The sequence below is a fragment of the Tangfeifania sp. genome (assembly GCF_055108615.1).
Window position 1 is genome coordinate 1 of sequence record NZ_JBSQIC010000011.1, and the last position, 24,177, is coordinate 24,177.

Here is a 24,177-nt window from a genome sequence, read left to right on the forward strand (position 1 = left end):
TTTTTGGCCAGTGCCGATGTAATGGACGAATCCAGTCCGCCGGACAGCAACACCCCGTAGGGAACATCCGACATCAGCTGGCGGTGAACGGCATCCTCCAACGCCTGCGATAATTCATCGATATCTGCCGGATTGTCTTTTACATTTTCGTATTCCATCCAGTCCCGCTCGTACCAGCGTTTCAGTTCGCCGTCTTTGCTGTAAAAATAGTGCCCCGGCGGAAACTCCTCAATTTTGGTACAGTAACCTTCGAGCGCTTTCAGTTCCGAGGCCACGTAATAGTTTCCGTGCTGATCCCAGCCCTGGTAAAGGGGAATAATCCCGATATGATCGCGGGCAATGAGCCAGGCATCGTTTTCTTCATCATAAAGTCCGAATGCAAAAATGCCGTTCATATCGTCGAGGAATTTTTCTTTCTTTTCTCTGTACAGTGCCAGAATGACTTCGCAGTCGGAGCCCGTTAAAAACTCGTATTTCCCTTCAAACTGTTTTCTGATTTCCCGGTGGTTGTATATTTCCCCGTTTACACCCAGAATCAGCTTCCGATCTTTACTGTACAGGGGCTGACCGCCCGATTCGGGGTCAACTATCGAAAGCCGCTCGTGGGCAATAATTGCTTTTTCGCCGCAATAAATACCCGACCAGTCGGGCCCGCGGTGACGCAGTTTTTTCGACATCTCCAGCACCTGCGGTCGCAGAACCTGCGGGTCTGTCTTTAAATCAAATGCACATACAATTCCACACATATCTTTTAAAATTAAATGTTTTTACTTGAATTTTTTGTCAAATATAAACACTTTGACAATAATACAAAACGAACAATAGATATTTTCTCGTTTGCTTGATTTTTTATTTACATTTAGTAAGATTTCCAACAACCTTAAAATGATTTACCAGACTGACACCAAATGTGTAATTCTTCAAGGGTTGGTAGAATTTTCTACGCCAGGGCTGCAAAATTTTTCACACAAACGACGCTATGTTCACGAAGAATGCAATTAGCTAAACATGTCGTGTGCCTTTATTGCCGGGTTTTCTATCCGGAAGCGAAAGAATCAGAAAATCGGTTTGAACGTTAAATCACTTAATTTGTTTACATTGCAGTAGTAGATTGTTTAACAAAAAAAAGCAAATTGATATGAGTTATTATTTAAACACAGTAGTAAAAGGAAAAAGTTTTGACGAAGTAATTGAACTGGTTAAAAACGAACTTCAAAAAGAGGGGTTTGGCGTACCTGCCGATGTGGATATGCAAAATACATTTAAACAAAAAATTAATGTCGATTTCAGGAAATACCGGATTCTGGGGGCCTGTAATCCTGCGTTTGCCCACAAGGCAGTAACTAGCGAAAAAAACATTGGCGTATTATTACCCTGCAGTGTAGCGGTTCAGGAACACGAAAATGGCGATGTTGAAGTAGCTGCAGTTGACCCTGTTGTTTCTATGGCAGAAGTTAAGAACGAAACAGTGCAGGAAGTAGCCGCAGAGGTTAAAAACCGACTGGAAAAAGTGATTCAGAGATTGTAATCTCACCTGAATAAGAAAACTAACCAGTTGACAAAACGTCAGCTGGTTTTTTTTGCAACGACCGTTTCAACTCGTGCATCAAGTGATTGAAGTAGTGCGACGACCATTTAAAGTTGTGCAACAACCACTTGAAGTATTGCAACAACCATTTGATATTCTGCAACGTGCAATTCAAGTGCTGCAATGGGCGTTTGAAGTAATGCAACGGGTGTTTCATGTATTGCAATGAAAACGGGGCTCCTGCTTTTTTGTTGGCCAAAAAATCTTGAAAGGATTCATCAACATTAGACCCGGATGTAATCCGGGGTACAGACGTGCCCATTTAAAAGAATCCTGATGGGATTCAACCAAATCAAACAGTTATTATTGCATCGAACCCCTGTCTTTTTCTAATTGACACCAGCTCAATGTTCTATTCCAAATTCTTTTGCCCTTTCTTTGTTTACCAATTTCCCATTTCTTAGTCCCGCATAATCCTGGCATGAAGAGAATTCCCAGTCTTCAGGGTTCTTCACAAATCCTGCTGTTACAGGATTTTGATGGATGTAGTTGAAACAAACCTGCGGGTAATCTTTCTCTCCATCAGGAATATTAATCGATGAACCAAATGCTGTTTCAAACCATGCCGGTGTTACACCTGAAATATCAGTTAAACAATTAGCTTTTGTACGGTGCTGGAAAAGACTTCCGGTGAAACTCTCCTGTTTTTGAATGGCTCTTGTATATGAACGGAGTAAAATAGAAATGGAATCATTAATAGACCGCGCCTTAGTGAGCTGGTGACTTTCGGTCACCTGCTCACTAATATTAAAGTTCAATTTCCTATCATATAAAGATTTTTTTGCGTCCGCAGTATCATTCGGCCCCGTACAAAAACCGGAACTGTTTTTACCGTTTCGCCAATGCTGTTTTCGGCTACTTTTTGAAACGAGTCGCCGGGTTTTATAATGGTGCAGTCGCCTTTTACATTAAAAAAGTAGATGTTGCCGGCCGCATAAACGGGCGACGCATTGAAATTGCCGCGCAATTTTTCTTTCCAGGTTGGTTCACCGGTCATCGCATCGAGGCAGGTAACCATTCCGCGATCGTGCACCATATACATTTTACCATCCACAATTACCGGAGTGGGAATTTGCGGCACCTCATCCTCGTACATCCATTTCACATGCGTTTCGGTTACATCGCCCTTGCCGGTGGGATCGACGGCATACTGCCGTGTAAAAAAAGGCTTGTTGTCCAGAAAAATCCATCCTGAATTGACAAATACCAGCCCGTTCCAGTAAAGCGGCTGGCTCACGGTTGAATCGTAGCCGTATTCGATGGTCCAGACCACTTCGCCGGTATTTACATCGTGGGCAAAACACATAAAAGCGGCGTTGCTGATTAGGAGTTCACGCCCATCCGCCTCAATTACAATGGGCGTTTGGTACGATTTCCGGTAAACCGGTTCCAGCGGGTCGTAAATTTCAGCAGGCCGCACACTTTTCCAGATGGTTTCGCCGGTTTTTTTATCGAGCGCCACCACATACGGATTTTCCGTTCCTTCCAAATGCACAATCAGCATATTTTTATGAAGGATGGGCGAAGATGCCGGTCCCTGCATGTGGTCGCATTTCAAATCCTCGCGTTTCCACTCCACTTCAAAATTACGTGTATTAATACAGGCGGTGCCAAAAGTTCCGTAATGCACGTACACATAGCCATCTTCAATACAAGGTGTGGGCGTAGCATACGAGTTGGTGCTGTGAATGTGTTGCGGATTTTCGCTGGTAAACACGGTTTGTTTGTTCAACAGTTCTCCACTTTCAAAATCGAAACACAATGCGTAAAATTCAGTGCCGTCGTCGGTAGCAGATGTCAGCCAGATTTGATCGCCAAAAACCACCGGCGACGACCAGCCCTTCCCTTCAACCGGTACTTTCCAGGCAATATTGGTTGAATCGCTCCACTCAAGCGGGGCTGATTCCACATTGGCATGTCCATCCATTTCCGATCCTCTGAAATGGGTCCAGTTTTGGCCCGGTTCTGATGTATTACACGCACTTAACAACAACAAAGAAACAATTGAAACAAACAAGCGGCTAATCATGATTTTTGATTTAAGTTGATTTGGCAACTAAAATAAAAAAAGAATATGAAATTATGACATTTCCATGTTCACTCATTCTCCGCGAAACAAAAATAAAATATAAATTAGCCCAAAAACACATTAATTTTGAAACAAAAGACCTCAAAATACGCCACTTATTTTCTGATTCTGTTTTATTCAGTTGGGGCATTGGGATTTGCAATTCTATACATTAAAAATACCTTTGACTGCAGCAGGATAACTGCCAACAATTACAGCACATCATTTTCGTTTGGCATAAAAATGTTTAAAAAAATTACAGGCCGGGCATTTACGGCATATCCGGCTTTGTGGGATTTGCCGATAAAATTGTTGACACTTTTCATAATCACAACCAGAAAGAACTGGTAGCAAACCTGCGCGAGGAAACCTTAAAAGCCATTAACGATCAATTCAGTACCAATCCTATTTTGTAACCATTTCATAAAACCTTGTCTTTAACAGGTCATAAATCAGTTTCTGTTCAAAAAAATTCACGACCTTTACAATCTTTAATAAAAAAATGAAAACGGATGGAGGAATTCAACCCACATATCCGGACAGAAAGAGGTAGATGAAATGAAAAAAGTTTTGATTTTGGGGGCAGGCATGGTTGCAGGTCCCATAGCACATTATTTGCTCGATAATAATTTTAACGTTACAATAGCCAGCCGCACACAGGCAAAAGCCGAAAAAATTATCAGTTCACGGCAAGGCGGCACAGCCCTTTCGTGGACAATTGACAACACAGGACTGCTGGATAAACTGATAGCCGAACATGATATAACCGTAAGCCTGCTTCCCGCCGAGCATCATGTTGAAGTTGCACGGCATTGCCTGGAACACAAGAAAAATTTGGTTACTACTTCCTACGTTTCAGCGGAAATGCAAAATTTACATGCCAATGCTCAGCAAGCTGGTGTATTATTTTTGAATGAAATTGGAGTTGATCCCGGTTTCGATCACATGACAGCCAAACGCATTATCGATAAAGTGCACGAAAATGGCGGAAAGATAAATGAATTTTACTCACTTTACGGGGCTTTACCCGCTCCCGAAGAAGCCAATAATCCTTTTGGTTATAAATTTTCGTGGCCGCCACGCGGTGTATTAAAAGCCAGTAACAATGGCGCAACGTTTTTAAAAAATAACGAGGTGGTAGAAATCCCAACAGAAAACCTGTTTAAAAATCCGTTGAAAATCGATTTTCCCGAAGTGGGCAATATGGAGGTTTATCCCAACCGCAATTCGCTGCACTATGTTGGACATTACGGGATACCAGAAGCCCGGACTGTTTACATGGGAACATTCAGGCATCCTCACTGGTGCGAAGCTATGGATGTGATCAAGTCGCTCGGTTTGCTTTCGCATGAAATACAAAACTTTGAAGGGAAAAACTTCAAAGAAGTAGTTTCAGAAAAAATTGGCGTTTATCCCAAAAACGTGAAAGAAAAACTGGCAGGAACGTTAAACCTCGAATTGGATCATCCGGCAATTATTGCTTTGGACTGGCTTGGCTATTTCGACAATAACATGATAAATCTGAAAGAAGGTTCAACTTTCGACCTCACTGCCATGTTAATGTTACAAAAGATGATGCTGCCCGGAGAGGCCCGCGATATGGTTGTGATGCTGCATTTCTTTTTAATTGAAAATTCAAAAGGTGAAAAAGAGGTCATCCGGTCGCGAATGCTCTATTTTTCGACAGCTGGAAACACATCGATAGCGCGCACTGTTGCCCTTCCGGCCGCAGTTGCCGTAAAGCTGATTTTAAACGGGGAAATTAACAATACCGGGGTTCAGATTCCGGTTATAAAAAGCATTTACGAGCCAGTGTTAGACGAACTGGAAGCCCTCGGAATTAAAATGAATGAAGAGTGGGGCCTGCCTGAAAGCGCTAAGTTGAACTAATGACATAACGCATGGAAACAACTAAAAGAATTTATATTTTTCTGATTATTGTTACCCTGGTAATGGTGCTGATTTATGCACAGGGAATCATCATACCTTTTATTCTTGCCATCCTGTTTTTATTCCTCATACGGGTTATCAGAAACATTCTTTCAAAAATTAAATACGTAGGCAGGCTGCCCCAATGGGTTCTAACAATCATATCATACGTGCTTTTGCTTACTTTCCTGGTTTTTACCGTGGAAATGATAAGCCAGAACATTCAGCAACTATCGAAGACTTTGCCGGTTTACGAGGCCAATGTTAATAAAATAACCAACTCCATAAACCAACAATTCAATGTGGACTTATCATCGCTACTGAGCGATTTTGCCGATGAATTGAATTTTGGAGACATTCTCTCTAAAATATTCTCTACACTTACCGGGCTGTTTGGCGATGCTTTCATGGTTTTCCTTTACTTAATTTTTCTTTTACTCGAAGAACCCATTCTGCCCAAAAAAGTAAAAGCCATGTACCCCGACCCAAAAAGTTACAACAGGGTTAACGGCCTGATCAAAAAAATTGACAAATCGGTAAGTAATTATATAGCTGTAAAAACTCTTGTCAGCCTGATAACCGGAATGCTGAGTTATTTTGTGTTGCTGATTATTGGTGTGGATGCCCCGCTTTTCTGGTCGTTCCTGATTTTCGTGCTGAATTTCATCCCATCCATCGGGTCGCTGATAGCAACTCTTTTCCCCGCCATTTTTGCTATGCTTCAGTTTGGCGAAATAACACCTGCAATCCTGGTGTTGGCAATTGTGGGTGCTATTCAACTTGTCATGGGAAACCTGGTTGAGCCGCGCATCATGGGCACTTCTTTGAACATCAGCCCGCTGGTGGTTTTTCTTACACTTGCGCTCTGGGGAGTTATGTGGGGTGTTACAGGAATGTTGCTCAGTGTTCCCATTACGGTAATCATTATAATAATCATGTCTGAATTTCCTGACACCCGGCCAATCGCAGTACTTCTCAGCCAGCACGGGGAAATAAACAAAAAAAAAGAAAAAAGATAAACTTTTTATCAATAGAACATTCAATGCCTCCCGTTACAAAAAAAAATTAATCCACAAAAAACGAAGTCCCTTTTTTGAATTTGGTTTGGATTTTTGAGCTTTGGATTTTGACCACTTTATTCTTTAATGCGCGCAATTTCAAAAGGCACGGCATATTTTGCCGGTTCCATTTTATACCTGTAAAACAGCGAAAACTGGTAGGTTAACTCCACCCCAAAATAAAAAATGATGGACACAAAATAAATCCAAATAAGAATTACCACAAACGAACTGGCAGCTCCGTAAACCGCTCCAAGATTGCTGTTCCCGATAAATAATCCAATTATTATTTTCCCCACCGCAAACAAAATGGAGGTAAAAACAGCCCCAAACCAGCTGGCACTCCATTTTACCTTCACATCAGGCAGGAAACGGTAAATAAATGCAAAAACGGTGGCAATAATTACCAGCGATAATATAGTATTCAAGATTTGAGCTACCACCACAAAATCGGGGCTGAACCGGTCAGAAAGGAAATCTTTCAGAAAGCCAATGGAAGCGTCAACAACAAGCGAAACCAGCAACACAAACCCTAAACTCAAAATAACTCCAAACGATAAAGCACGGGTTTTCAGCAGGTTTAAAACACTCATTTTCAAATTCGACCTGATTCTTATCCGCCAAATATAATTGATGGAATTTTGCATGGCACTGAACAGTGTTGTAGCCGAAACCAGGAAAAACCCAATCCCGATTATTGTTCCCAAACCACTGTTTTCAGCAATTTTGTAATTTGTAATGGCATTTCGTAAAACCCGCGTACTTTCCGAGCCAATGAGCAGGTTAATTTCATCAAACAATTTTTCGCGGATGGCTTCATCACCTGCAAAATATCCAAAAATAGAAATAATGATAATAAGTATTGGCACCATTGAGAAAATAGCAAAGTAGGCGGTTGTCCCCGCATGCTCAACCGGCCGGTTGCTGTTAAAATGCAAAAGCGCTTTTTTTACTATTTTAAAACCATCAATAGTTTTTGTAACCAAGTTATTTTTATACATTTTTTTGTCCACTATTAACACAGGTTCAAATCGGTAAACAATCTGAAAAAACTATGCCATGCACAAAAACCCACTAAAAAGCCCCCCAACAAATAGAAATGGAAAAAACTTGTTGGGTTTTTCCTTAAAGTTGTGGAAAAGTGTGGAATTTTATCCACGAAAAAGATTTAAATTACGGCTCATTTTAATAATCTGTCATTGGTACAAATTTGGTAACCAATCAACATTTACAATGTTATTGTTACAAAAATTATTCGAGACCTTTTGTCAGGAGATTGAACATTAATTTATGCGGTTCCGGTTTTCAACTTTCATAATTTCCATATTACTTGTTTGCGGAAATATTTTCAGCCTGCAAGCACAGGAAAATTATGAAGTCCGCCGAATAACTTTTCAGGGAAACAAAACGCTCGACAAAGATTTCCTGCTGGACAAAATGGCGTTAAAAGAAGTTTCTTACCTTGAAAAAGTTTTCACCGATAAAGAACCTTTTTTATACAGCGAAGAGCTGGTTAATCTGGCTCTGGAACGCCTCATCCGGATTTATCAAAGCGAAGGTTTTTTAAATGCCCGGGCAACACTTCTGCCACTAAAAACAAATGAGAAAAAACAAACCCTGAAACTAACAATTGAAGTTGAGGAAGGCGAACCGGTTGTAACCGACAGTGTTTCAATAACTATTCAAAGTAAAACTGAAAACATTGACAGCCTGCTGGAAAAAGAAAAGGTAATAAAAAAACTGGAACTGGTTAAAGGAAAGCGGTTTCGCGACAAAGCCATAAATGATGATCTCCGCGTAATTGAGGATGCTTTTAAAAGCCAGGGATACGCTTACGCCACTGCCACCTATATTTTAAACCTTAAGCTCGATGACAACAGTACGGGTATTCATTACTCCGTCAATCCCGGCCCCAAATCATACATCGGAGAAACTACCATTTCGGGCAACAAAAATGTTTCGGAAGAATTCATAAAAAAACAGCTGAAGTATTCCGATGGTGATTTATACAGCAAATCGGTTTTAAATGAAACCCGTCAAAATCTTTACCGTCTCCGCATGTTCAGGGTGGTTTCCGTTTTTCCTGAGAAAGTACCCGAAACGCAAAAAAGTCCCATCCCCGTTTCGGTTTATATTGAAGAAGCACCCCGGCTGAACACGAGGCTTGGTGCTGGTTACGGTACGGAGGATAAATTCAGGGCATTTCTCGATTTAAGTTACCGTGGATTTTTGGAAAGTGCCCGTCGCCTCAACCTTTACCTGAAACACTCGGCACTCGAACCCTACTTGGCACGGTTAAGCTGGATTCAGCCCCAATTTCTGGGCATGAACAGCTCCATATCTGTCAATCCGTTTATCAACCGAAAAGAGGAACCCGGCTACACAACCCGGACATGGGGAGTTAATGTGCCGGTAACGTATCATTTCAATCCCCGGTTAAACAGTAAACTCACCTATTATTACGAAGATGTGGAACAGTTACTTGAAGCCGGCGACGAAGAGTTTTCCGATTTTGAAAGCGACAAGTTTCCGTACAAAAAATCAGGGGTTTTGCTCAGCACTGTCTTTGATAATTCCACCCCCAGGTTTTCTCCGTCCGATGGGATGAACGTTTCATTTGGTTTTAAGATGAACGGATATTTATTTGGAAGTGATTTTAACTACACTAAACTGTGGGCCGATTTCAGAACCTACCGGAAAACCGGCGACGTGATCCTGGCATTCCGGCTAATGGCCGGGGGAATCAATTCGTCTGACAGCAGGCAATTCATCCCGGTTGAAGACCGTTTTTACTCGGGCGGCAGCAACTCCATCCGTGGCTGGAACCGCTCCGAACTCGGTCCAAAACGCGAAAGCGGAACTCCGCTTGGCGGGAAAAGTATTTTCGAAAGTAATTTTGAAGTACGCTACCCACTGTTTTGGCGGCTCAGCCTCGTGGCATTTATAGAAGCGGGCAATGTTTGGGAAGAATCTTTCACTTATCATTTTAACGATTTGGGATATGCTGCCGGATCGGGTATAAGGATCGACACACCAATTGGCCCGGTGCGTTTCGATGCAGGGTTTCCGTTATGGAACGAGAAAAAAAGTCCACAGTTTTTTATAAGCGTGGGACAGGCATTTTAAAATAAATTTTACAACAATGAGAAAAGGCATAAAATACAGTTTACTTTCGGTGGGAGGACTCCTCCTTCTGGTGGTACTTGTACTGGTATTGGCCGCCTTGCTCATTCAGACCCAACCGGGGAAAAGAAAAATTGCATCCGTTGCCGAAAACCAATCCGCCCGCTTCCTGAACGGCGAACTGCAAATTGGCAAAATCGACGGCAACTTTTTCACCCACCTCTCCATAAACAATATTTTGCTGAAAGCTGAGAATGACACGTTGGCCAGCATTGAAAAAATTGAACTGTATTATAGCCTTTGGCCACTGCTTTCCGGTAAGCTGGACATTCACTCAGCCGGTTTGTACTCTCCACGCTTATTCCTCAGCCAAAATTCAGATTCTGTATGGAATTTCCAGCAGCTCATAAAACCCGGCCCCCAAACAAGCAAAACTTCCGAAGAACCGGGTTCGTTTGAAATTAACCTGGGGAATTTCATGCTCACAAACGGCAACATAAAAACCGAAGCGCTGGACACTATTATTCCCAAAGAAATTAAGAACCTGAACACAGAGCTTTCGCTGAACTGGGCTGAAAAAAGCCAGGAGCTCACGCTGGATTCATTTTCATTTTCAACCCTTCAGCCCGATTTCATTCTGAACCAACTGAAATTTAACGTGAAACGCGATACCGAAACCATCGAGTTGAGTAATTTTTATGTAGAAACAGGAAGAAACTCCCTGGAAGGAATGGCCGAGGTGGAATCCGATTCACTCAAAAATGGCGCTGCTAATTTCGAAACCGCTGCGGTTGACATTTCTGAGTTCAGCTATTTTTTGCCTTCGCTGACGCTGCCTGCCCGGCCAACTGTAAAATTAACGGCAAACTTGGAAAATAATGCGGCGAAAGCTACAATCGAATTATCCGACCAGGATCAACATATTCTCATCAATGCCGGCACCTCCAACCTGCAGAATTTTCTTTCTGAAAAAACAAATATTCAACCCGGTTATCAACTCACCGTTGATTTCGAAAATGTTGAACTGGGCTACTGGCTCAACAATCCTGATTTAATGTACTTCCTGAATGGCACACTGGAAGCAAACGGCCGTGGATTTGACCCGAAAACAGCCAGCAGTGAAATTAGCGGACAGTTGAACAACTGGGTTATTGAAAACAGGCAAATCGACCGGCTCAATTTCACACTAAACCTGGAAAACGGAAATGTGACAGGTAATTTCCGGGGACGTGGAAATTTCGGTTCGTTCAACCTGGTTCACCACATTCAAAACTTCATGGAAAACCCTGAATACAAACTGAACCTTACTACAAACGACCTCAATTTAGCGCTGCTCACCGGAATCGACAGTCTTTATTCAAACCTGAATTTGCAGGCGGCAGTTACGGGAACCGGATTCGATCCTGAAAAAATGAGTGCCAATGCTACAATTTCCGGAAATGGTTCAGAATTTCAGCACATTCAGATTGATTCACTGTTTGCAGCCGGCAATTTCAAAAACCAAACCATTAATATCGATTCGTTGAGGCTAAAAACGCAAATGGCCCGGCTTGAAGCCAGCGGCGTGTACAGTTTAACGTCAAACTCCGACCTGCAACTTTCTGCCAAAATTGACAGCCTCAATGAATTCAGTGCTTACCTGGCCGGGGTAGATGTAAACACCAGCGGAAAATTGACGGCACACCTTTTCGGAAGGCCCGATTCGCTAAACCTGGAATCGAACGTTGAGCTGAACTCTTCGCGATACGATGACATTCTGCTGGAACAACTTCAACTGGCAGCAACCGGATGGATTACAAAAACCGACACCATGCTTAGCGCTCAAATTTTCGCAGGCAGACTGGAATCGGGGAACCTGAAAGTGGATTCAATCACGGCGACTATTGATGGCAATGCAGATTCGTTATTCCTCGATGCCCGGCTTCAGGCTTCAGAGTTAACCACCAGCCTGCAGACCGGCATTGTTCCGGGAGAAAAAACAAGGCTTACGCTAAATAGCTGGGAAACCAATTATCAGGAACAGCACTGGGCTTTGCAAAACGCACCAGCCACCATTGAATTCGATTCGGTAAATTACACGGTAAATAATTTCAGGGTGGCCTCTGGCAACACCGATTCGCCGCAGGTTATCAGTGCAAACGGAATAATAAGTCTCCGGGAGGAGGAAGATTTCACCCTCGAAATTGACCGGCTAAACATTGGAACACTCAGTCGTTTTTTGGAGTTGGAATACCCGGTTACCTCCCTGTTCAGCACAAAAATTAACGTAAGCGGCAATGCAAAATCGCCCGAGCTTAATACAACATATTCGTTTGCCGGTGCATCTTTTGCAGGGTATGAATTTACCGGCATCAACGGAAATCTGGATTACAGCGAAAATGAATTACGGGTTGAAACCAACATTTTTTCGAAAGACAGCGGAAAAGTTGAACTGACTGCCAGGCTTCCGGTTCAGGCTCGTCTCGATTCTATGATGTTTGGTTTTAGCAACAACGATTCGGTCAATGCCCGAATGAACATCACAAATTTATCGGCCGCTATCTTGCAAAAACTGGATATTACAAATGATTTTTCAGGCTTTCTGGAAAGCAAAGTTAACGTTTCCGGAACTATGGAATCGCCGCTGGCAAATGGTAATTTTTCGGTAAACGAGGCAAAATACAATGATTATGGTTTCCCAAAAATAGATGCTAATTTCAATTTCCGGGAAAATCAGTTCTCTGCCGAATCGGAAATAGAAACCGAAGATAATGGTGAATTTAGTTTTTCAGCTTCGCTTCCTGTTCAGTATGAACCGGATTCGTTAAGTTTTAATTTTAATCCTGAAGATTCCATTAGCGGACAGGTTAATCTGAAGAATTTTTCACTGGCGATTTTAGAAACAATGAATCCTTCTGCAGAAATCAACGGACAGGTTAACGGGAAAATGGTTATTACCGGCACTGCAAATTCGCCACAACCGGTAGGAGCCTTAAAGCTCGCTGATGCCTCTTTCAAAATGGATGAATACGGAATCGATTATCAAAATATCAAACTGAACCTGAACTTCCTGCGCGATAAAGTTGAAGTGGATTCATTCAGGATAATGAGTGCCGACGGGAACCTCACCGGGAAGGGAGAGGTTAATTTTGAATCGGAATTGTACAAAGGAGACCTCATTCAGTCGGAGATTAAACTTGTTTTCAATAAGTTCAACCCGTTTAACCACCGCAGTTTCAACATGCAGGTTTCAGGAAATGCAAGCCTTGGCGGTGAAAAAGATAATTTGGTTTACGGCGGCAATTTAAACATCCCCCAGGCTGAAATTTATCTGCCGGCTATTTTACAGATGATGGGAAAACTGAATGTGCCTGAAATGCCCAAGCCAATCCTGGTCAGGGAAGCCGAAAAGTTATCACTTTATACAGATTCAACAACCTTCACCAATCCAGAACCTGGATCTGCACCAACCGACTCGCTAAATTTTGAATTTCTCGATAAACTCCGCGGCAGGCTGGGTGTAAAAATTCCCAAAAACACCTGGATTAAAAATAATGACATGCGCATTGAAATTTCAGGCGATGTGGAACTCATTAAAAACGGGGAGTTTTTTGAATTATTCGGCTCGGTAAATGTGGTGCGCGGACAGTACGATTTGCTGGGCAAAACTTTTATAATTAACGAAGGCACAATCAATTTCCAGGGAGGTGAAGAGATGATGCCGCAAATGAACATTACTGCTTCTTACCGGTTCAGAAACGCACAGCGCGCCGAGCAGGTGCTCACAGTTGACATTTCCGGAACGGCCGAATCGCCCGAAGTGAGTTTCAAATTAGATGACAGCACCATTAGTGAAGGCGATGCCCTGTCATACATTTTATTCGGAAAAAGCATGAACGAACTCACCATCGACGAGCAAAACAACGTGGCCGGGGCGGGTGGCGGCAGCCTGGCCGGAAAAGCAGCCGCCTCAATCCTGTCATCCCAAATAACAAATTTCCTCGGCGACAAACTGAATGTGGATTATATTGAAGTGAAAAGCGATGGCAGCTTCGACAACGCTACGGTGGTGGTGGGCAAATACATCACCAACGACCTTTTTGTAAGTTACGAGCAGCGTTTTGGCGAAACAGACGAAACAAACATGGCAAAATATGAAGTGAAACTGGAATACGAACTGTTCCGGTTTCTGTTCTTCGAACTCAACAATTCCTCCAACGACAGCGGCTTTGATGTGATCCTGAAATTTGAGGTGGAGTAGGTTAATTCACCAAAACTGCCACCCATTCATTTCCACCGGGAGTTTTCAGGTTTACAATTCCGCCGCCTTCCATCTCTTTTTCGCTGTGCCATTCGCCGGCCCGCACGTTCATCCATTTCAGTTTGAATGGGACTGAAAAATCATTCAGGTTCAATCCCACTTCGCCTTCATCCGGGAAAAATATCACATACTTTTCGCCGGGTTTCGCAGCAAGGTAGGCTTCGTTTTCTTCTCTTTCTGAAAGTAAATCCATACCGGGCTCAACTTCCCAGAATTTAACTTCTTCTTCAATTTTCCGGGCAGCTTTCACCGAGTTCATTGAAAGTCCGGAAAGACCCAGCCCGGAAGTTGGCCGGTGAAAACGGGCCGATGCCGCACCACCAACCAGGTGCCGCCACCAGCTGTCAATGGCATTGTTGCTATTTCCATGGGGGCCGCCGTCGGCACCATAAGTTTTTACGGTATTAACGGGCCGCGGATGTTTGGCAATGTACTCCCGCACCCACTGGAAATTATCCCAGTGTGTCTGGTTGCGCTGGTGGTTGTTTTGCGACACATCGCAAAAGGAATACAACTCAGGATGGTCGAAAGTACGTTTGTGGTTCTCTGATTTCAAATCCCAGTTGTCCCACATCTCGGTAACAAAAACAGTTTTGCCTTGTTTTTTAGCTTCATCCAAAATAAATTGGGCCCAAAAAACAGCCCACTCTTCTTCTGCCGAAGTTTCGTTGTCCATGCAGTAAAGCACGTGATTATGTTTTAAAGAATAGGAAAGCATTTTTTCCACGAACTGCCGTTGAAATTTAAGCAAAACCTCGTTGTTCTGCTGTTTTGGAGTAGTGAAGAAAAACGGCTGTTTGTTACGTCCCGGATGGTCGGGATATTCCACTACCAAACCCGATTCTCCATACGAATAATTTACATTGTTTCCCGGATTATATGGATGTGGTGGCCAGTTGTTACGAGAATAATCAAACCGATCCCACACCTCAATCTGAACAATGATATCGCGTTTGGCTGTTTCTTTCAAAAAAAACTCAAAACGCTGCCAGTATTCCCGGTTCCATTTATCCAGGTTGTATTTTCCATTTCGCAATTTTTTAAACGGATAGAGCTCAAAACCACGGTCGTTGCGGTCGCTCATGGTATTGCGCACATAGTTGGCACCCACTGCTTTCATGGAATCGAGATGCGGAACCAATTTCTCCGCCGGCCACTGAAACAGGTTATCGTCGCTGCTGGCACCGAGCAAAAGCACAGGTTCTCCATCAAATTGCCAATACCAGGGATTTTCGTCCCAGGGTTGAATAGCCTGAGCTGTGGCCTGTCTATTCTGAAAACTCACAAAAAACAGAATTCCAGAAACAATCGGTAAAAAATACTTTTGAAACATCATGACTAATTTTTTAATTTTTCAGTATCCGCCCGGGCGCATCAAACCCCGCGTTTGCACTATCCAGAACCAGAATCCAGTCCAGGTTTTCGCCGGGAGTTGGCGGCGTAAAAGTACGGGTGCCAAACCCCGGGAATTCGCCAATTCTGGTTGCTTCTCCGTTGCGCGGGTTATACCACCAGGCTATTACTTCAGCGCTTCTTACTGCATCCATTTTTACAGTGAACGGCCGCCCAACCGGGGCATAAACCATTGCATAAGTTCCCTCTGAATCCCGCGTGGCCACAAAACGGTACTGCCCGGCTCCGGGAACGGAAGTAGGAACATCGTCAGCAACAATTATGGAATTATCGGGAATGCGGGTCAGGAAAGGCCGCGATTCCATGAGCTTCCGGCCGTATTGCATTTGCGCCGAGCCCGGCTGATTAATTGCCTCGTACCATGGCATGAGCGGAAAATTAACGGGATTACGACCGGGTTGCCACATTTGCCAAATGGAGTGATGACCGTAAGTGTGGCCAAAAGCGCCGCTGAACAAATTCCAGTACAACGGGCGCCGCACATCTGCCGAGGTGGAATGGCCATTTTGCTGCGGGTTAAACTGAATGGGATGATCTTCGTAAATGGGTTCCCCGTCGATAACCGGTTTTACAGGAATGCGGTTGTAATCTTTCAGGGTATTTTCATAAACACCGGTAAAATTTACATTGTGCCCGTTCTGGCGCATGTTAAAATCGAGCCACGCTTCTTCGTGAAAATATTCAGATGAGCCCAAACCTCCGGTTGGATGAAAAGTGATGAGATGCGCTCCCTCGTCTCCCTCACGCAACCCGCGCGCCATGGAACTTACAATCTGCCGGTGGCTTTCCTTTTCAATCGGGCGATCACCGCCTACAATCCAAATTATGTTTGGAGAATCTTTATACCGCTCTCCAACGATTTCGCCAAAAATTTTTGCATTTTCGGGCGTGAAAACCACCGGTCCCACACCCCACTTTTTATTCCATTTATCGCCCCAGGTGGGGAGCAAGCCAATTACCAATCCTTTTTCTTCCGCCTTTTTAATCACCCAGTCAACATGCCGGAAATAGGCTTCGTTAATCTGGGTGGGATCGTTATCAATCAACGGTTTTTCACCTTCAGCATTAGGTGTATTCAGCCCGTCGAGTTCGGCCAGCACCACTGCCTGAATCACCGTAAAACCTCTCTCCCGACGGTTTTCCAGGTATTTTTCGGTTTCCTCTTTCGAAAGCCGGTGAAACAGCTCCCAGGCCGTATCGCCCAGCCAAAAAAAAGGAGTGCCATCTTCAAAAACCAAAAAACGTTTGTTTTCGGATACAATTATTTCACCACGCGAAAAATCAATTGGCTCGCCTGTCCATTTATTTACCTGGCCTGAGGAAATTGTAAAGATTGTCAGAAAAATAAGGAGGAATGAAAATTTAATTTTATGATTCATTTAGCTGCAGGTTTTTATAAAATTAGTACATAGTTTTAATTCATTTTTGAAAAATAGAAATAATTTAACGACTTCAAAAAAAGATTCATTCAAATAACTGGAAAAAGTAAATACTGATGGCATTATTTGCTAACAACCCGGGGGTCTCCTGGCAGTATGCCAGATACCTGAATCGACCATTTATAAAAACTGATTTCTTACTTCCCGATTCCCTTACCTTAGAGGGGGAATGCTCATTTTTAGAAGAATATAAAATCAAACATTGGTTTTAATTTGCTTTTGCTAATTTTACGTATCTTTATTAGCAAGTGGATGAGAATTAAGAACCGGTACATAAAATATTTTATTATCGCATGGGTGCTGTTTTACGCAATCCCCGGCAGTGCTTCTGTTGCATTTTACCATTACGGTATTGAAAACGGACTGCCCGAAGCCAGGATTATAAGCATTAGCCAGGATGCCAACGGATTTATTTGGCTGGCCGGGGAGAACAGGCTTTTCCGGTTCGACGGACAACAATTTAAAGCTTATCAAAACACAGGGAACGGCATTTCGGTCATTCCCGGCGGCAAAATCACCACTTTATTCACCGCTTCTGACGGAACTCTTTGGTTAGGTTCAGAAAACGGTATTTCGTGGTACAATTTTTATAAAGACAAATTTATTGGACCAGTTGACGGTTGGGAAAGTGTACATGTAAATGATTTTGCTGAGGACAATGAAAAAAATTTATGGATTGCTACCGACGAAGGACTTGCCCGCTTTAACCCCAAACAAAGTAAAACTACCTGGTACACAGGTTCAGACACTATAAAAATTCCTGAAAATGCCGTTTTGCCTGTCAACGACATTAATGTAACAGCTTGTCAACCCGATGGAAAAATTTGGTTTTCCGGATTCTACGGCGGGCTTTACCGGTTGGATCCGCAAACGCTCGAAGTTGAAAATTTCAATAATTTTGGAGGAACAAATTTTGGGAGTTTTGATATCGCTCACCTCCAATTTGCAAATAATCAGATTTTTGCAAGCACAATAAGCAATGGATTTTTTTGGTTCGACCCCGAGGAGAAAGAAGTGAACCATCAACATTTCGATCATCTGGGATACACGATTAAAAATTTTCGAATAATTGATGATTCTATCGCCTGGCTGTCAAGCAATAACGGATTAATCAGGTTTAACATTCAAACCGGTCAATTCGATCTGCACACTAACATTCCCTCCGACCCGATGAGTCTTGAACGCACAGCAGTCGATAATATTTATATTGACAATGATAAAAACCTTTGGGTTTCGTCGGGAATCAGAGGTGTGAATTTGGGACTGACCAACGTGCTGTTCAATCATTTTGTCGCTTCATCAGGGGGTGCCTATCAACTCACGCAAAAAGAGGTTACCTCTATCCTTTTCGATCATAACAACAACATGTGGCTGGGCTACGAGGGTGGTTTTGTAGAAAAACACAGCCATACCCCGGTACAAATGAAGCAGTTTCAACTTAAATCAAAAAAAAGCAGTGGCCCGCCGGGATCTGTAATGGCAATTTTTGAAGACAGCCGGCAACGCATTTGGGTTGGATCCTGGCAGGGTGGTTTGCAAGTATTTAATCCCGTCAAGTCGGCTTTCGAACACGTTAACTTTAAACCCGATTCACTTAACCGCCAGCTTGAAACAGCTGATATCAGAGGAATTACGGAAGACAATGATGGAAATATATGGATAAGTTTTCACGGAGTCGGAATTGGCAAATACAACCCGGAATCGAATTACATGGAACTGTTTCGCCACGACCCTGAAAATCCTTTCACCAGTTTATCGAACGATTATTCGTACAACCTTTGCACCGATCACGACAATAATCTTTGGATTGCCACTGTATATGGGGTTACCAGGTTAAACCTCAAAACCGAACAGTTCAGCACCTACTTTCACGAAGAAGAAAATCCGGCTTCACTTTCAGAAAATAAAATCAATACAGTACACTGTGATGTTGCCGGAACCGTTTGGGCAGGTACCGGCAACGGGTTAAATATTTTTGTGCCTGAACGTAACACTTTCATTCCGGCACTGACGAGCGACGACTTTCCCTTCCTGGATATTTCAGCCATCGAATCGGTTACGCCCGGTGAAATCTGGTGCAGCACCCAGTCGGGAATCCTCCGGCTCAACTACAACCCGACTTTAGGAAACGACAGTATTTCAGTTCAAATCCGCTTTTTCAATTACTCCGACGGCCTTGTTTCCACGAATTATTTCGCCCGGTCATCTGCAACCGACGGGGAAAACAACATATATTTTGGGGGCAACGAGGGAATTGACTTTTTCAACCCACGGGAAGTAAAAGATTTGCAAAGGTCACCGGGAAAAACCTTAATCACCGAAATTTCAGTCGATGGCCAGCCCTACTTCTCCCGCATAGATACTACAAGCCCTGAAATTCCATTATTAAAACTGAGCCACGACAAACGAATGATAAATATACGGTTTACCACAATTGATTTTAGTTACCAGGCTCGCCAGAGTTACCGTTATATGCTGGAAAATTTTAACACTGACTGGATTTATTCACAAAACGAACAAGTAGCAACATATACCAATTTATCCCCCGGTAATTATTTTTTCAGAATTGAAGTAATGGATAAAAACGGGAAATGGCAAAGCCAGCCTGCATTGTTTCAGCTCAAAATAAAAGCCCCTTTCTGGAGAACTCCTCTGTTTATTATCATTATGGTCGTTTTCATTGTCCTCCTTTTTGTATTTATTTTAAAATGGAGATCGCGCGTCCTCATTAAACGGCAAAAAAAGCTGGAACAAATAATTGATGAAAACATCAGCGAACTGCAACAAAAAAACGAACAACTGGAGCAGGCCAACCAAACAAAAAACAAATTTTTCTCCATCATATCGCACGACCTGCGCAGCCCTTTTTCAGGATTGGTCGGAATACTCGATGTTTTAACTGATTCTGACTATAATATGAATAATGACAAACAAAAAGAGTTGTTGCAAGCTGCCAAAAAATCTGCCGACAACACATTTGAACTGCTCGAAAACCTGCTCACCTGGTCACGCTCGCAAATGGAAAAAATCAACATTTCACCGAAAACAGAAAACCTGGGTAAAATTCTGCAAAATAATATCGAATTAAAAGAAGCTTCAGCACTGCAAAAAGGAATTACAATCAACCGCAAGTTCCCGGAACAAATCGATGCATTTTTTGACACGGATACAATAAACGCCATTACCCGGAACCTGCTCAGCAATGCACTAAAATACACGCCGCCCGAAGGTGAAATTACTGTTTCGGCAAAAAGTGAAAACGGGGTTGTAACTGTCCATATTGCCGATACAGGAATTGGCATGAATGAAGAAGAGGTGCGCCAGCTGTTCAACCTGAACAAAAAGAGCCGAAACGGTACCCAGGGTGAAAAAGGTACCGGGCTGGGGTTAATCATCTGCAAAGAATTTATTGAAAGAAATTCAGGGAAAATATGGGTTACGCCCAATCAACCCCAAGGTACGGTTTTTCATTTCTCATTGCCGGTTCAGGAGATTTAACAGGCAAACAATTCTTTGACAAAAAAAATTAGAACATCCGTTTAAGAAATTTTGAGAAAATCTGTAATTTAATATTTTACAGATTTTTTCAAAATTTCAAATTGTGTAATACGCTTTTCAGACACCGCCCTGAAGGACGGTGCTGTTTTTATACAAAAAAAATCTGCCAATGTAGAATTAGTAAAATAGTCAAATATGAAATTAACAGCCAATGTAATCGGTGCCACCGGATTGGTAGGCAAACAGCTTGTACAACTTCTCTTGGAAAATAAAAATTTTGAGAAAGTGCGAATTTTTGTGCGCCGCAGTCCGGGAATTTCACATCCCAAACTGGAAGAACAAATAATTGATTTTGACCACGAAGAAAGCTGGGCTGAAAAACTGACTGGCGATGTGCTTTTTTCAGCATTGGGAACTACCCTGAAACAGGCCGGCAGCAAAGAAAAGCAATACGAAACGGATGTCACTTTCAACCTGAATTTCGCCCAAAAAGCCAAAGAAAACGGCATTGAAAACTACGTGCTGGTTTCGTCGGTGGGTGCAAATACCAAATCGCGAATTTTTTATACCTGCATGAAAGGTGAATTAGAAGAAGCTGTTTCGGAACTGAATTTTAAAAATCTCGCAATTCTGCGCCCGGCATCGTTAACCGGCGACCGAGAAAAGCGACGGCCAATGGAAGAATTGTCGGTTCCTGTTGTTCGTTTTGTTACCAAATTCATTTTCAAAAATTTCCGCCCCATTCACGGAAAAACTGTGGCAAAGGCCATGATAAATGCTGTGTTACATCCTGATCCTGAAAAAATAATTTGGGAAGCCGCGGATGTTTTCCAATTGGCTGAAAACGACTGAGAACTTATTTTTGTACATTTAACCTTCATTCAAACTAAACTACCATGACTGGTAATTTCATTCGCGGGCTGATAATTCCCTTTCTGTTTCTGTCTGTAAATACTGTTTCCGGGCAAAGGATAATGGAGAAACCGGACGGGGGTGCTTTTGCAGCAGTTGCCGGCAACAGGTGGGTTCCCTGTTTCAATCAAAAAATAATTAATTATGTACACAGGATTACTTCACGGACATAACCTTTTTCGCTGGCTGGTTTTAATTGTTCTAATTATAGCCATTACTTTTTCAATTTACGGATGGCTGGGAAAAAATGAATGGACCAAAAGAGACAAAGTTTCGGGTTTGCTGCTCACAATTTTCATGGACATCCAGTTCCTGATTGGTTTAATACTTTACGCTTTTGTAAGCCCGCTCACCAAAGCAGCGTTTGCCAATTTTGGGGCGGCAATGCAAAATGCCGACCTTCGGTTTTATGCGGTGGAACACATTCTCATTATGCTGGTGGCCCTGATATTAGTCCACATAGGCAAAAGCAAAACGAAAAAAGCCGTATCGTGGAAAAAACATCGTGTGGCCGCAATCTGGTTCGGGCTGAGTTTTATTTTGATCCTGGCCGGAATTCCATGGGACAGGGCTTTGTTCTACTAGCCTGGTTGAATTAATTTACTGAAAAATATTCTCCCAAACTACCTTTTCAACCGGATATAAACCGGAAAATGATCGCTTACGCCACCATAATAGTTGGGGCCACCGTAAGTGCGGTTGGGCGACATTTCTCCCTCACTGTTCCGGTATTCCATCCAGTCCTGGTAAAAAACAAAACCTTTTTCTGCAATAACCCGAAATCCTTTATCGTCGAGCAAACCGGTTGAAACGATGATATTGTCAAGCATGTTCCAGTTCCCGCGATAATTGTACGAGCCACGCCCTTCTGAAGCTTCGGGAAACATCAAATTAACCAGCCCTCCTGCTGCTTGATCGGGAGGCAGCGCGTTAAGCACTTCCTGTAAACTTTTGTTGGAGGGTTCATCGTTCATGTCGCCCATTACAATAACATGGCTCCTTGAACCAGACGCAGCCCTGACCGAATCAACTTTACTTTTCAATATGCGGGCCACCTCCATTCTTTTGGGTTGAGTTTGCTCAACTCCGCCAATCCGCGATGGCCAGTGGTTAACAAATACATGAAATTCTTCCCGGTTGCGGGTACGGCCTCTCACGTATAAAATATCGCGTGTTACGTAATCGGGATCATCTGCAAAATGCACGGGAATAGTAAAATGATCGGTTACTTTAAACTCTTCGGGACGGTAAATTAACGCGCAATCAATTCCACGAAAGTCAGGACTTTCAGAATGCACAATCTCGTATTTTCCCCTTGCCAGCAGCCCTGTCCGGGTGAGGTCGGTCACCACCTTTTCATTTTCCACTTCGCACAAACCAACTATTTCGGGCAAATCGCCTTCGTTAATGGCGCTGATAACCCGCGAAAGATCATCCAGTTTTTTCTGATAGCGGACCCTGTTCCACTGTTTTTCACTTTTGGGGGTAAATTCCTCATCGTGTTTCCCGGGTTCATCTTCCAAATCAAACAAGTTTTCGACATTGTAAAAAGCCACTGTCATATTTCGCTTGGCAGCATTCTGCCAAGGGGCGCAAGAAGTGAACACCAGAAATGGCAACGCAAAAAGCAAAATTTTTAGGCCCTGCCGGCGTGGGGAAAAACCTGTATATTTTTGCCTGCTAATCTTTAATATCTTCATAAATTATCTCTCCTTTCCAATTGAAACATCATAAAAATCAGTTACCAGTGTGGCCATCATTCCGGCGGCCCGGGCAGCCTGCATTCCCAGCTCCCCATCTTCGAAAACCTGACAGTGCCGCGGCAAAACGCCCATTTTTTCGGCACATTTTAAAAATGTTTCCGGGTGGGGTTTCGGATGTGCAACATCTTCGCTCGAAACCAATATGTCAAAATATTTATCCAATTCCAAAATCTTTAGCGACTTCCACGCCAGCTTTTTGTAACCTCCGGTACCGACAGACATGGGCATTTCACCGTAATATTTTTTCACCAGGGTTACCACCGGTTCCACGGGTTTCATTTTATGCATCTTCTGTTCATAAACCTGTTCTTTTAAATGCCCGATTTTCTCCGAATCCATTTCTGTTCCAAACATTTCATTCAATTTTTGAATGGTTTGAACAGCGGGAATTCCGGCAAGCGTGGCAAACAGCTCCGGGGTGAATTCAATTCCATAATCGCTAAGGATTTCTTTATAAGCCAAAAAATGAACCGGCATTGTATCGGCAATTGTACCGTCAAGGTCAAAAATCAAAGCCCTTGCTTTTGGGTCGATAACTAATTCTTTCACGAAAGATTAACTTTTTAAGATTGGCCTCAAAATTAAAAATAAATGGCCATTTGTTGCAATCCTTTTCAGATAAGGGGTAATTTTGTGACCGTTTCTTTAAACAATAACTGATGAACCAGGATACAATATTATACACACTCCCTCAGTGGTTTGTATTTGCAGGCATAATTGCAAGTGTATATGGCTGGGTTGAAAAGAAAAAGATGTTCAGGATGATTGGGCCTCTTATATTTATTCTGCTGGGTTTGTATGCCGGTTTTGCTATTGCCAGCGGCTATTTTTCGGCCTACGACTACCTGACACCTGCCGAAATTATGAACGAAGAACTGGAACAGGAAACTTTTGAAGATCTTCCTCTCCAGGCGAAAATACTGCCGGCCTACTGGATTTTCATCGTTTCGGGCATTGTTGCTATTCCGGCATTTATTTTTGAATGGAAAGAAAAGAAGCTCAGAAATCTGTTTATGATACTGACCGGACTTACGGCACTGTTTGGCTTTTTTATTATTGTCGGAGAACTCAGAATGCTGTAATTGT

General features: G+C 42.9%; 18 protein-coding genes. 10 read left to right on the forward strand and 8 right to left on the reverse strand.

Going from position 1 to position 24,177, the window contains the following annotated elements; translation table 11 throughout:
- Positions 1-746 (reverse strand): asparagine synthase-related protein (locus ACTCNA_RS03920; protein WP_462946590.1); only part of this gene is annotated, 746 nt, incomplete at its 3' end.
- 392 nt (positions 747-1,138) lie between these two features.
- Here ACTCNA_RS03920 and ACTCNA_RS03925 point away from each other — a divergent pair.
- A complete protein-coding gene (locus ACTCNA_RS03925; protein ID WP_462946591.1) occupies positions 1,139-1,528 on the forward strand; it encodes a DUF302 domain-containing protein in 390 nt (129 codons plus the stop codon).
- 404 nt (positions 1,529-1,932) lie between these two features.
- Here ACTCNA_RS03925 and ACTCNA_RS03930 read toward each other — a convergent pair whose 3' ends face one another.
- Positions 1,933-2,346, reverse strand: a complete 414-nt coding sequence (locus ACTCNA_RS03930; protein ID WP_462946592.1) for a transposase — start codon at positions 2,344-2,346, stop codon at positions 1,933-1,935.
- A complete protein-coding gene (locus tag ACTCNA_RS03935; protein ID WP_462946593.1) occupies positions 2,343-3,617 on the reverse strand; it encodes an outer membrane protein assembly factor BamB family protein in 1,275 nt (424 codons plus the stop codon). The genes ACTCNA_RS03930 and ACTCNA_RS03935 overlap by 4 nt, the downstream gene beginning before the upstream one ends.
- Before the next feature lie 329 nt (positions 3,618-3,946).
- Here ACTCNA_RS03935 and ACTCNA_RS03940 point away from each other — a divergent pair, with 329 nt between their 5' ends.
- The 3 genes from ACTCNA_RS03940 (at position 3,947) to ACTCNA_RS03950 (ending at position 6,604) form a co-directional block, all read left to right on the forward strand.
- A complete protein-coding gene (locus tag ACTCNA_RS03940; RefSeq protein ID WP_462946594.1) occupies positions 3,947-4,072 on the forward strand; it encodes a hypothetical protein in 126 nt (41 codons plus the stop codon).
- Between the two features lie 142 nt (positions 4,073-4,214).
- The gene (locus ACTCNA_RS03945) at positions 4,215-5,546 is read left to right on the forward strand and encodes a saccharopine dehydrogenase C-terminal domain-containing protein (protein WP_462946595.1); all 1,332 of its coding nucleotides are present in this window, start codon (positions 4,215-4,217) and stop codon (positions 5,544-5,546) included.
- 11 nt (positions 5,547-5,557) lie between these two features.
- A complete protein-coding gene (locus ACTCNA_RS03950; protein ID WP_462946596.1) occupies positions 5,558-6,604 on the forward strand; it encodes an AI-2E family transporter in 1,047 nt (348 codons plus the stop codon).
- A 116-nt stretch (positions 6,605-6,720) separates the two neighbouring features.
- On the opposite strand, the gene ACTCNA_RS03955 is transcribed toward ACTCNA_RS03950, so the two are convergent.
- On the reverse strand, positions 6,721-7,644 hold the full coding sequence (locus tag ACTCNA_RS03955; RefSeq protein ID WP_462946597.1) for a YihY/virulence factor BrkB family protein: 924 nt from the start codon (positions 7,642-7,644) through the stop codon (positions 6,721-6,723).
- A gap of 289 nt (positions 7,645-7,933) precedes the next feature.
- On the opposite strand from ACTCNA_RS03955, the gene ACTCNA_RS03960 reads away from it, so the two are divergent.
- Together ACTCNA_RS03960 and ACTCNA_RS03965 are read left to right on the forward strand one after the other, a co-directional pair.
- On the forward strand, positions 7,934-9,769 hold the full coding sequence (locus ACTCNA_RS03960; protein ID WP_462946598.1) for a BamA/OMP85 family outer membrane protein: 1,836 nt from the start codon (positions 7,934-7,936) through the stop codon (positions 9,767-9,769).
- 16 nt (positions 9,770-9,785) lie between these two features.
- Entirely contained in the window at positions 9,786-14,006 is a 4,221-nt protein-coding gene (locus ACTCNA_RS03965; RefSeq protein WP_462946599.1) for a translocation/assembly module TamB domain-containing protein, read from the forward strand.
- 1 nt (position 14,007) lies between these two features.
- Here ACTCNA_RS03965 and ACTCNA_RS03970 read toward each other — a convergent pair whose 3' ends face one another.
- Together ACTCNA_RS03970 and ACTCNA_RS03975 are read right to left on the reverse strand one after the other, a co-directional pair.
- Positions 14,008-15,402 carry a putative collagen-binding domain-containing protein gene (locus ACTCNA_RS03970; RefSeq protein ID WP_462946600.1) on the reverse strand — a complete coding sequence of 465 codons (1,395 nt, stop codon included), beginning with the start codon at positions 15,400-15,402 and terminating at the stop codon, positions 14,008-14,010.
- A 10-nt stretch (positions 15,403-15,412) separates the two neighbouring features.
- Entirely contained in the window at positions 15,413-16,858 is a 1,446-nt protein-coding gene (locus ACTCNA_RS03975) for a glycoside hydrolase family 140 protein (RefSeq protein WP_462946601.1), read from the reverse strand.
- A 312-nt stretch (positions 16,859-17,170) separates the two neighbouring features.
- Between ACTCNA_RS03975 and ACTCNA_RS03980 the strand changes: the two genes are divergently transcribed.
- The 3 genes from ACTCNA_RS03980 to ACTCNA_RS03990 all read left to right on the forward strand — a co-directional run bounded on the left by ACTCNA_RS03980 (position 17,171) and on the right by ACTCNA_RS03990 (position 21,913).
- Positions 17,171-20,416, forward strand: a complete 3,246-nt coding sequence (locus tag ACTCNA_RS03980) for a ligand-binding sensor domain-containing protein (protein WP_462946602.1) — start codon at positions 17,171-17,173, stop codon at positions 20,414-20,416.
- A 195-nt stretch (positions 20,417-20,611) separates the two neighbouring features.
- Positions 20,612-21,268, forward strand: coding sequence for an NAD(P)H-binding protein (locus tag ACTCNA_RS03985; protein WP_462946603.1), 657 nt, complete (start codon positions 20,612-20,614; stop codon positions 21,266-21,268).
- Between the two features lie 204 nt (positions 21,269-21,472).
- The gene (locus ACTCNA_RS03990; protein WP_462946604.1) at positions 21,473-21,913 is read left to right on the forward strand and encodes a hypothetical protein; all 441 of its coding nucleotides are present in this window, start codon (positions 21,473-21,475) and stop codon (positions 21,911-21,913) included.
- 38 nt (positions 21,914-21,951) lie between these two features.
- On the opposite strand, the gene ACTCNA_RS03995 is transcribed toward ACTCNA_RS03990, so the two are convergent.
- Both ACTCNA_RS03995 and ACTCNA_RS04000 read right to left on the reverse strand, forming a co-directional pair.
- On the reverse strand, positions 21,952-23,028 hold the full coding sequence (locus ACTCNA_RS03995) for an endonuclease/exonuclease/phosphatase family protein (RefSeq protein WP_462946605.1): 1,077 nt from the start codon (positions 23,026-23,028) through the stop codon (positions 21,952-21,954).
- 3 nt (positions 23,029-23,031) lie between these two features.
- Positions 23,032-23,640, reverse strand: a complete 609-nt coding sequence (locus ACTCNA_RS04000; protein WP_462946606.1) for an HAD family hydrolase — start codon at positions 23,638-23,640, stop codon at positions 23,032-23,034.
- A gap of 110 nt (positions 23,641-23,750) precedes the next feature.
- Here ACTCNA_RS04000 and ACTCNA_RS04005 point away from each other — a divergent pair, with 110 nt between their 5' ends.
- The gene (locus ACTCNA_RS04005) at positions 23,751-24,173 is read left to right on the forward strand and encodes a hypothetical protein (RefSeq protein ID WP_462946607.1); all 423 of its coding nucleotides are present in this window, start codon (positions 23,751-23,753) and stop codon (positions 24,171-24,173) included.
- Positions 24,174-24,177: the final 4 nt, after the last annotated feature.

Bases quoted from the DNA above. Each gene is read 5' to 3' on its own strand.
- ACTCNA_RS03985 (WP_462946603.1), top strand. From the start codon at position 20,612: ATGAAATTAACAGCCAATGTAATCGGTGCCACCGGATTGGTAGGCAAA.
- ACTCNA_RS03950 (WP_462946596.1), top strand. From the start codon at position 5,558: ATGGAAACAACTAAAAGAATTTATATTTTTCTGATTATTGTTACCCTG.
- ACTCNA_RS03925 (WP_462946591.1), top strand. From the start codon at position 1,139: ATGAGTTATTATTTAAACACAGTAGTAAAAGGAAAAAGTTTTGACGAA.
- ACTCNA_RS03970 (WP_462946600.1), bottom strand. From the start codon at position 15,402: ATGATGTTTCAAAAGTATTTTTTACCGATTGTTTCTGGAATTCTGTTT.
- ACTCNA_RS03975 (WP_462946601.1), bottom strand. From the start codon at position 16,858: ATGAATCATAAAATTAAATTTTCATTCCTCCTTATTTTTCTGACAATC.
- ACTCNA_RS03960 (WP_462946598.1), top strand. From the start codon at position 7,934: ATGCGGTTCCGGTTTTCAACTTTCATAATTTCCATATTACTTGTTTGC.
- ACTCNA_RS03980 (WP_462946602.1), top strand. From the start codon at position 17,171: ATGAGAATTAAGAACCGGTACATAAAATATTTTATTATCGCATGGGTG.
- ACTCNA_RS04005 (WP_462946607.1), top strand. From the start codon at position 23,751: ATGAACCAGGATACAATATTATACACACTCCCTCAGTGGTTTGTATTT.
- ACTCNA_RS03965 (WP_462946599.1), top strand. From the start codon at position 9,786: ATGAGAAAAGGCATAAAATACAGTTTACTTTCGGTGGGAGGACTCCTC.
- ACTCNA_RS03995 (WP_462946605.1), bottom strand. From the start codon at position 23,028: ATGAAGATATTAAAGATTAGCAGGCAAAAATATACAGGTTTTTCCCCA.
- ACTCNA_RS03955 (WP_462946597.1), bottom strand. From the start codon at position 7,644: ATGTATAAAAATAACTTGGTTACAAAAACTATTGATGGTTTTAAAATA.
- ACTCNA_RS03935 (WP_462946593.1), bottom strand. From the start codon at position 3,617: ATGATTAGCCGCTTGTTTGTTTCAATTGTTTCTTTGTTGTTGTTAAGT.
- ACTCNA_RS03990 (WP_462946604.1), top strand. From the start codon at position 21,473: ATGTACACAGGATTACTTCACGGACATAACCTTTTTCGCTGGCTGGTT.
- ACTCNA_RS03945 (WP_462946595.1), top strand. From the start codon at position 4,215: ATGAAAAAAGTTTTGATTTTGGGGGCAGGCATGGTTGCAGGTCCCATA.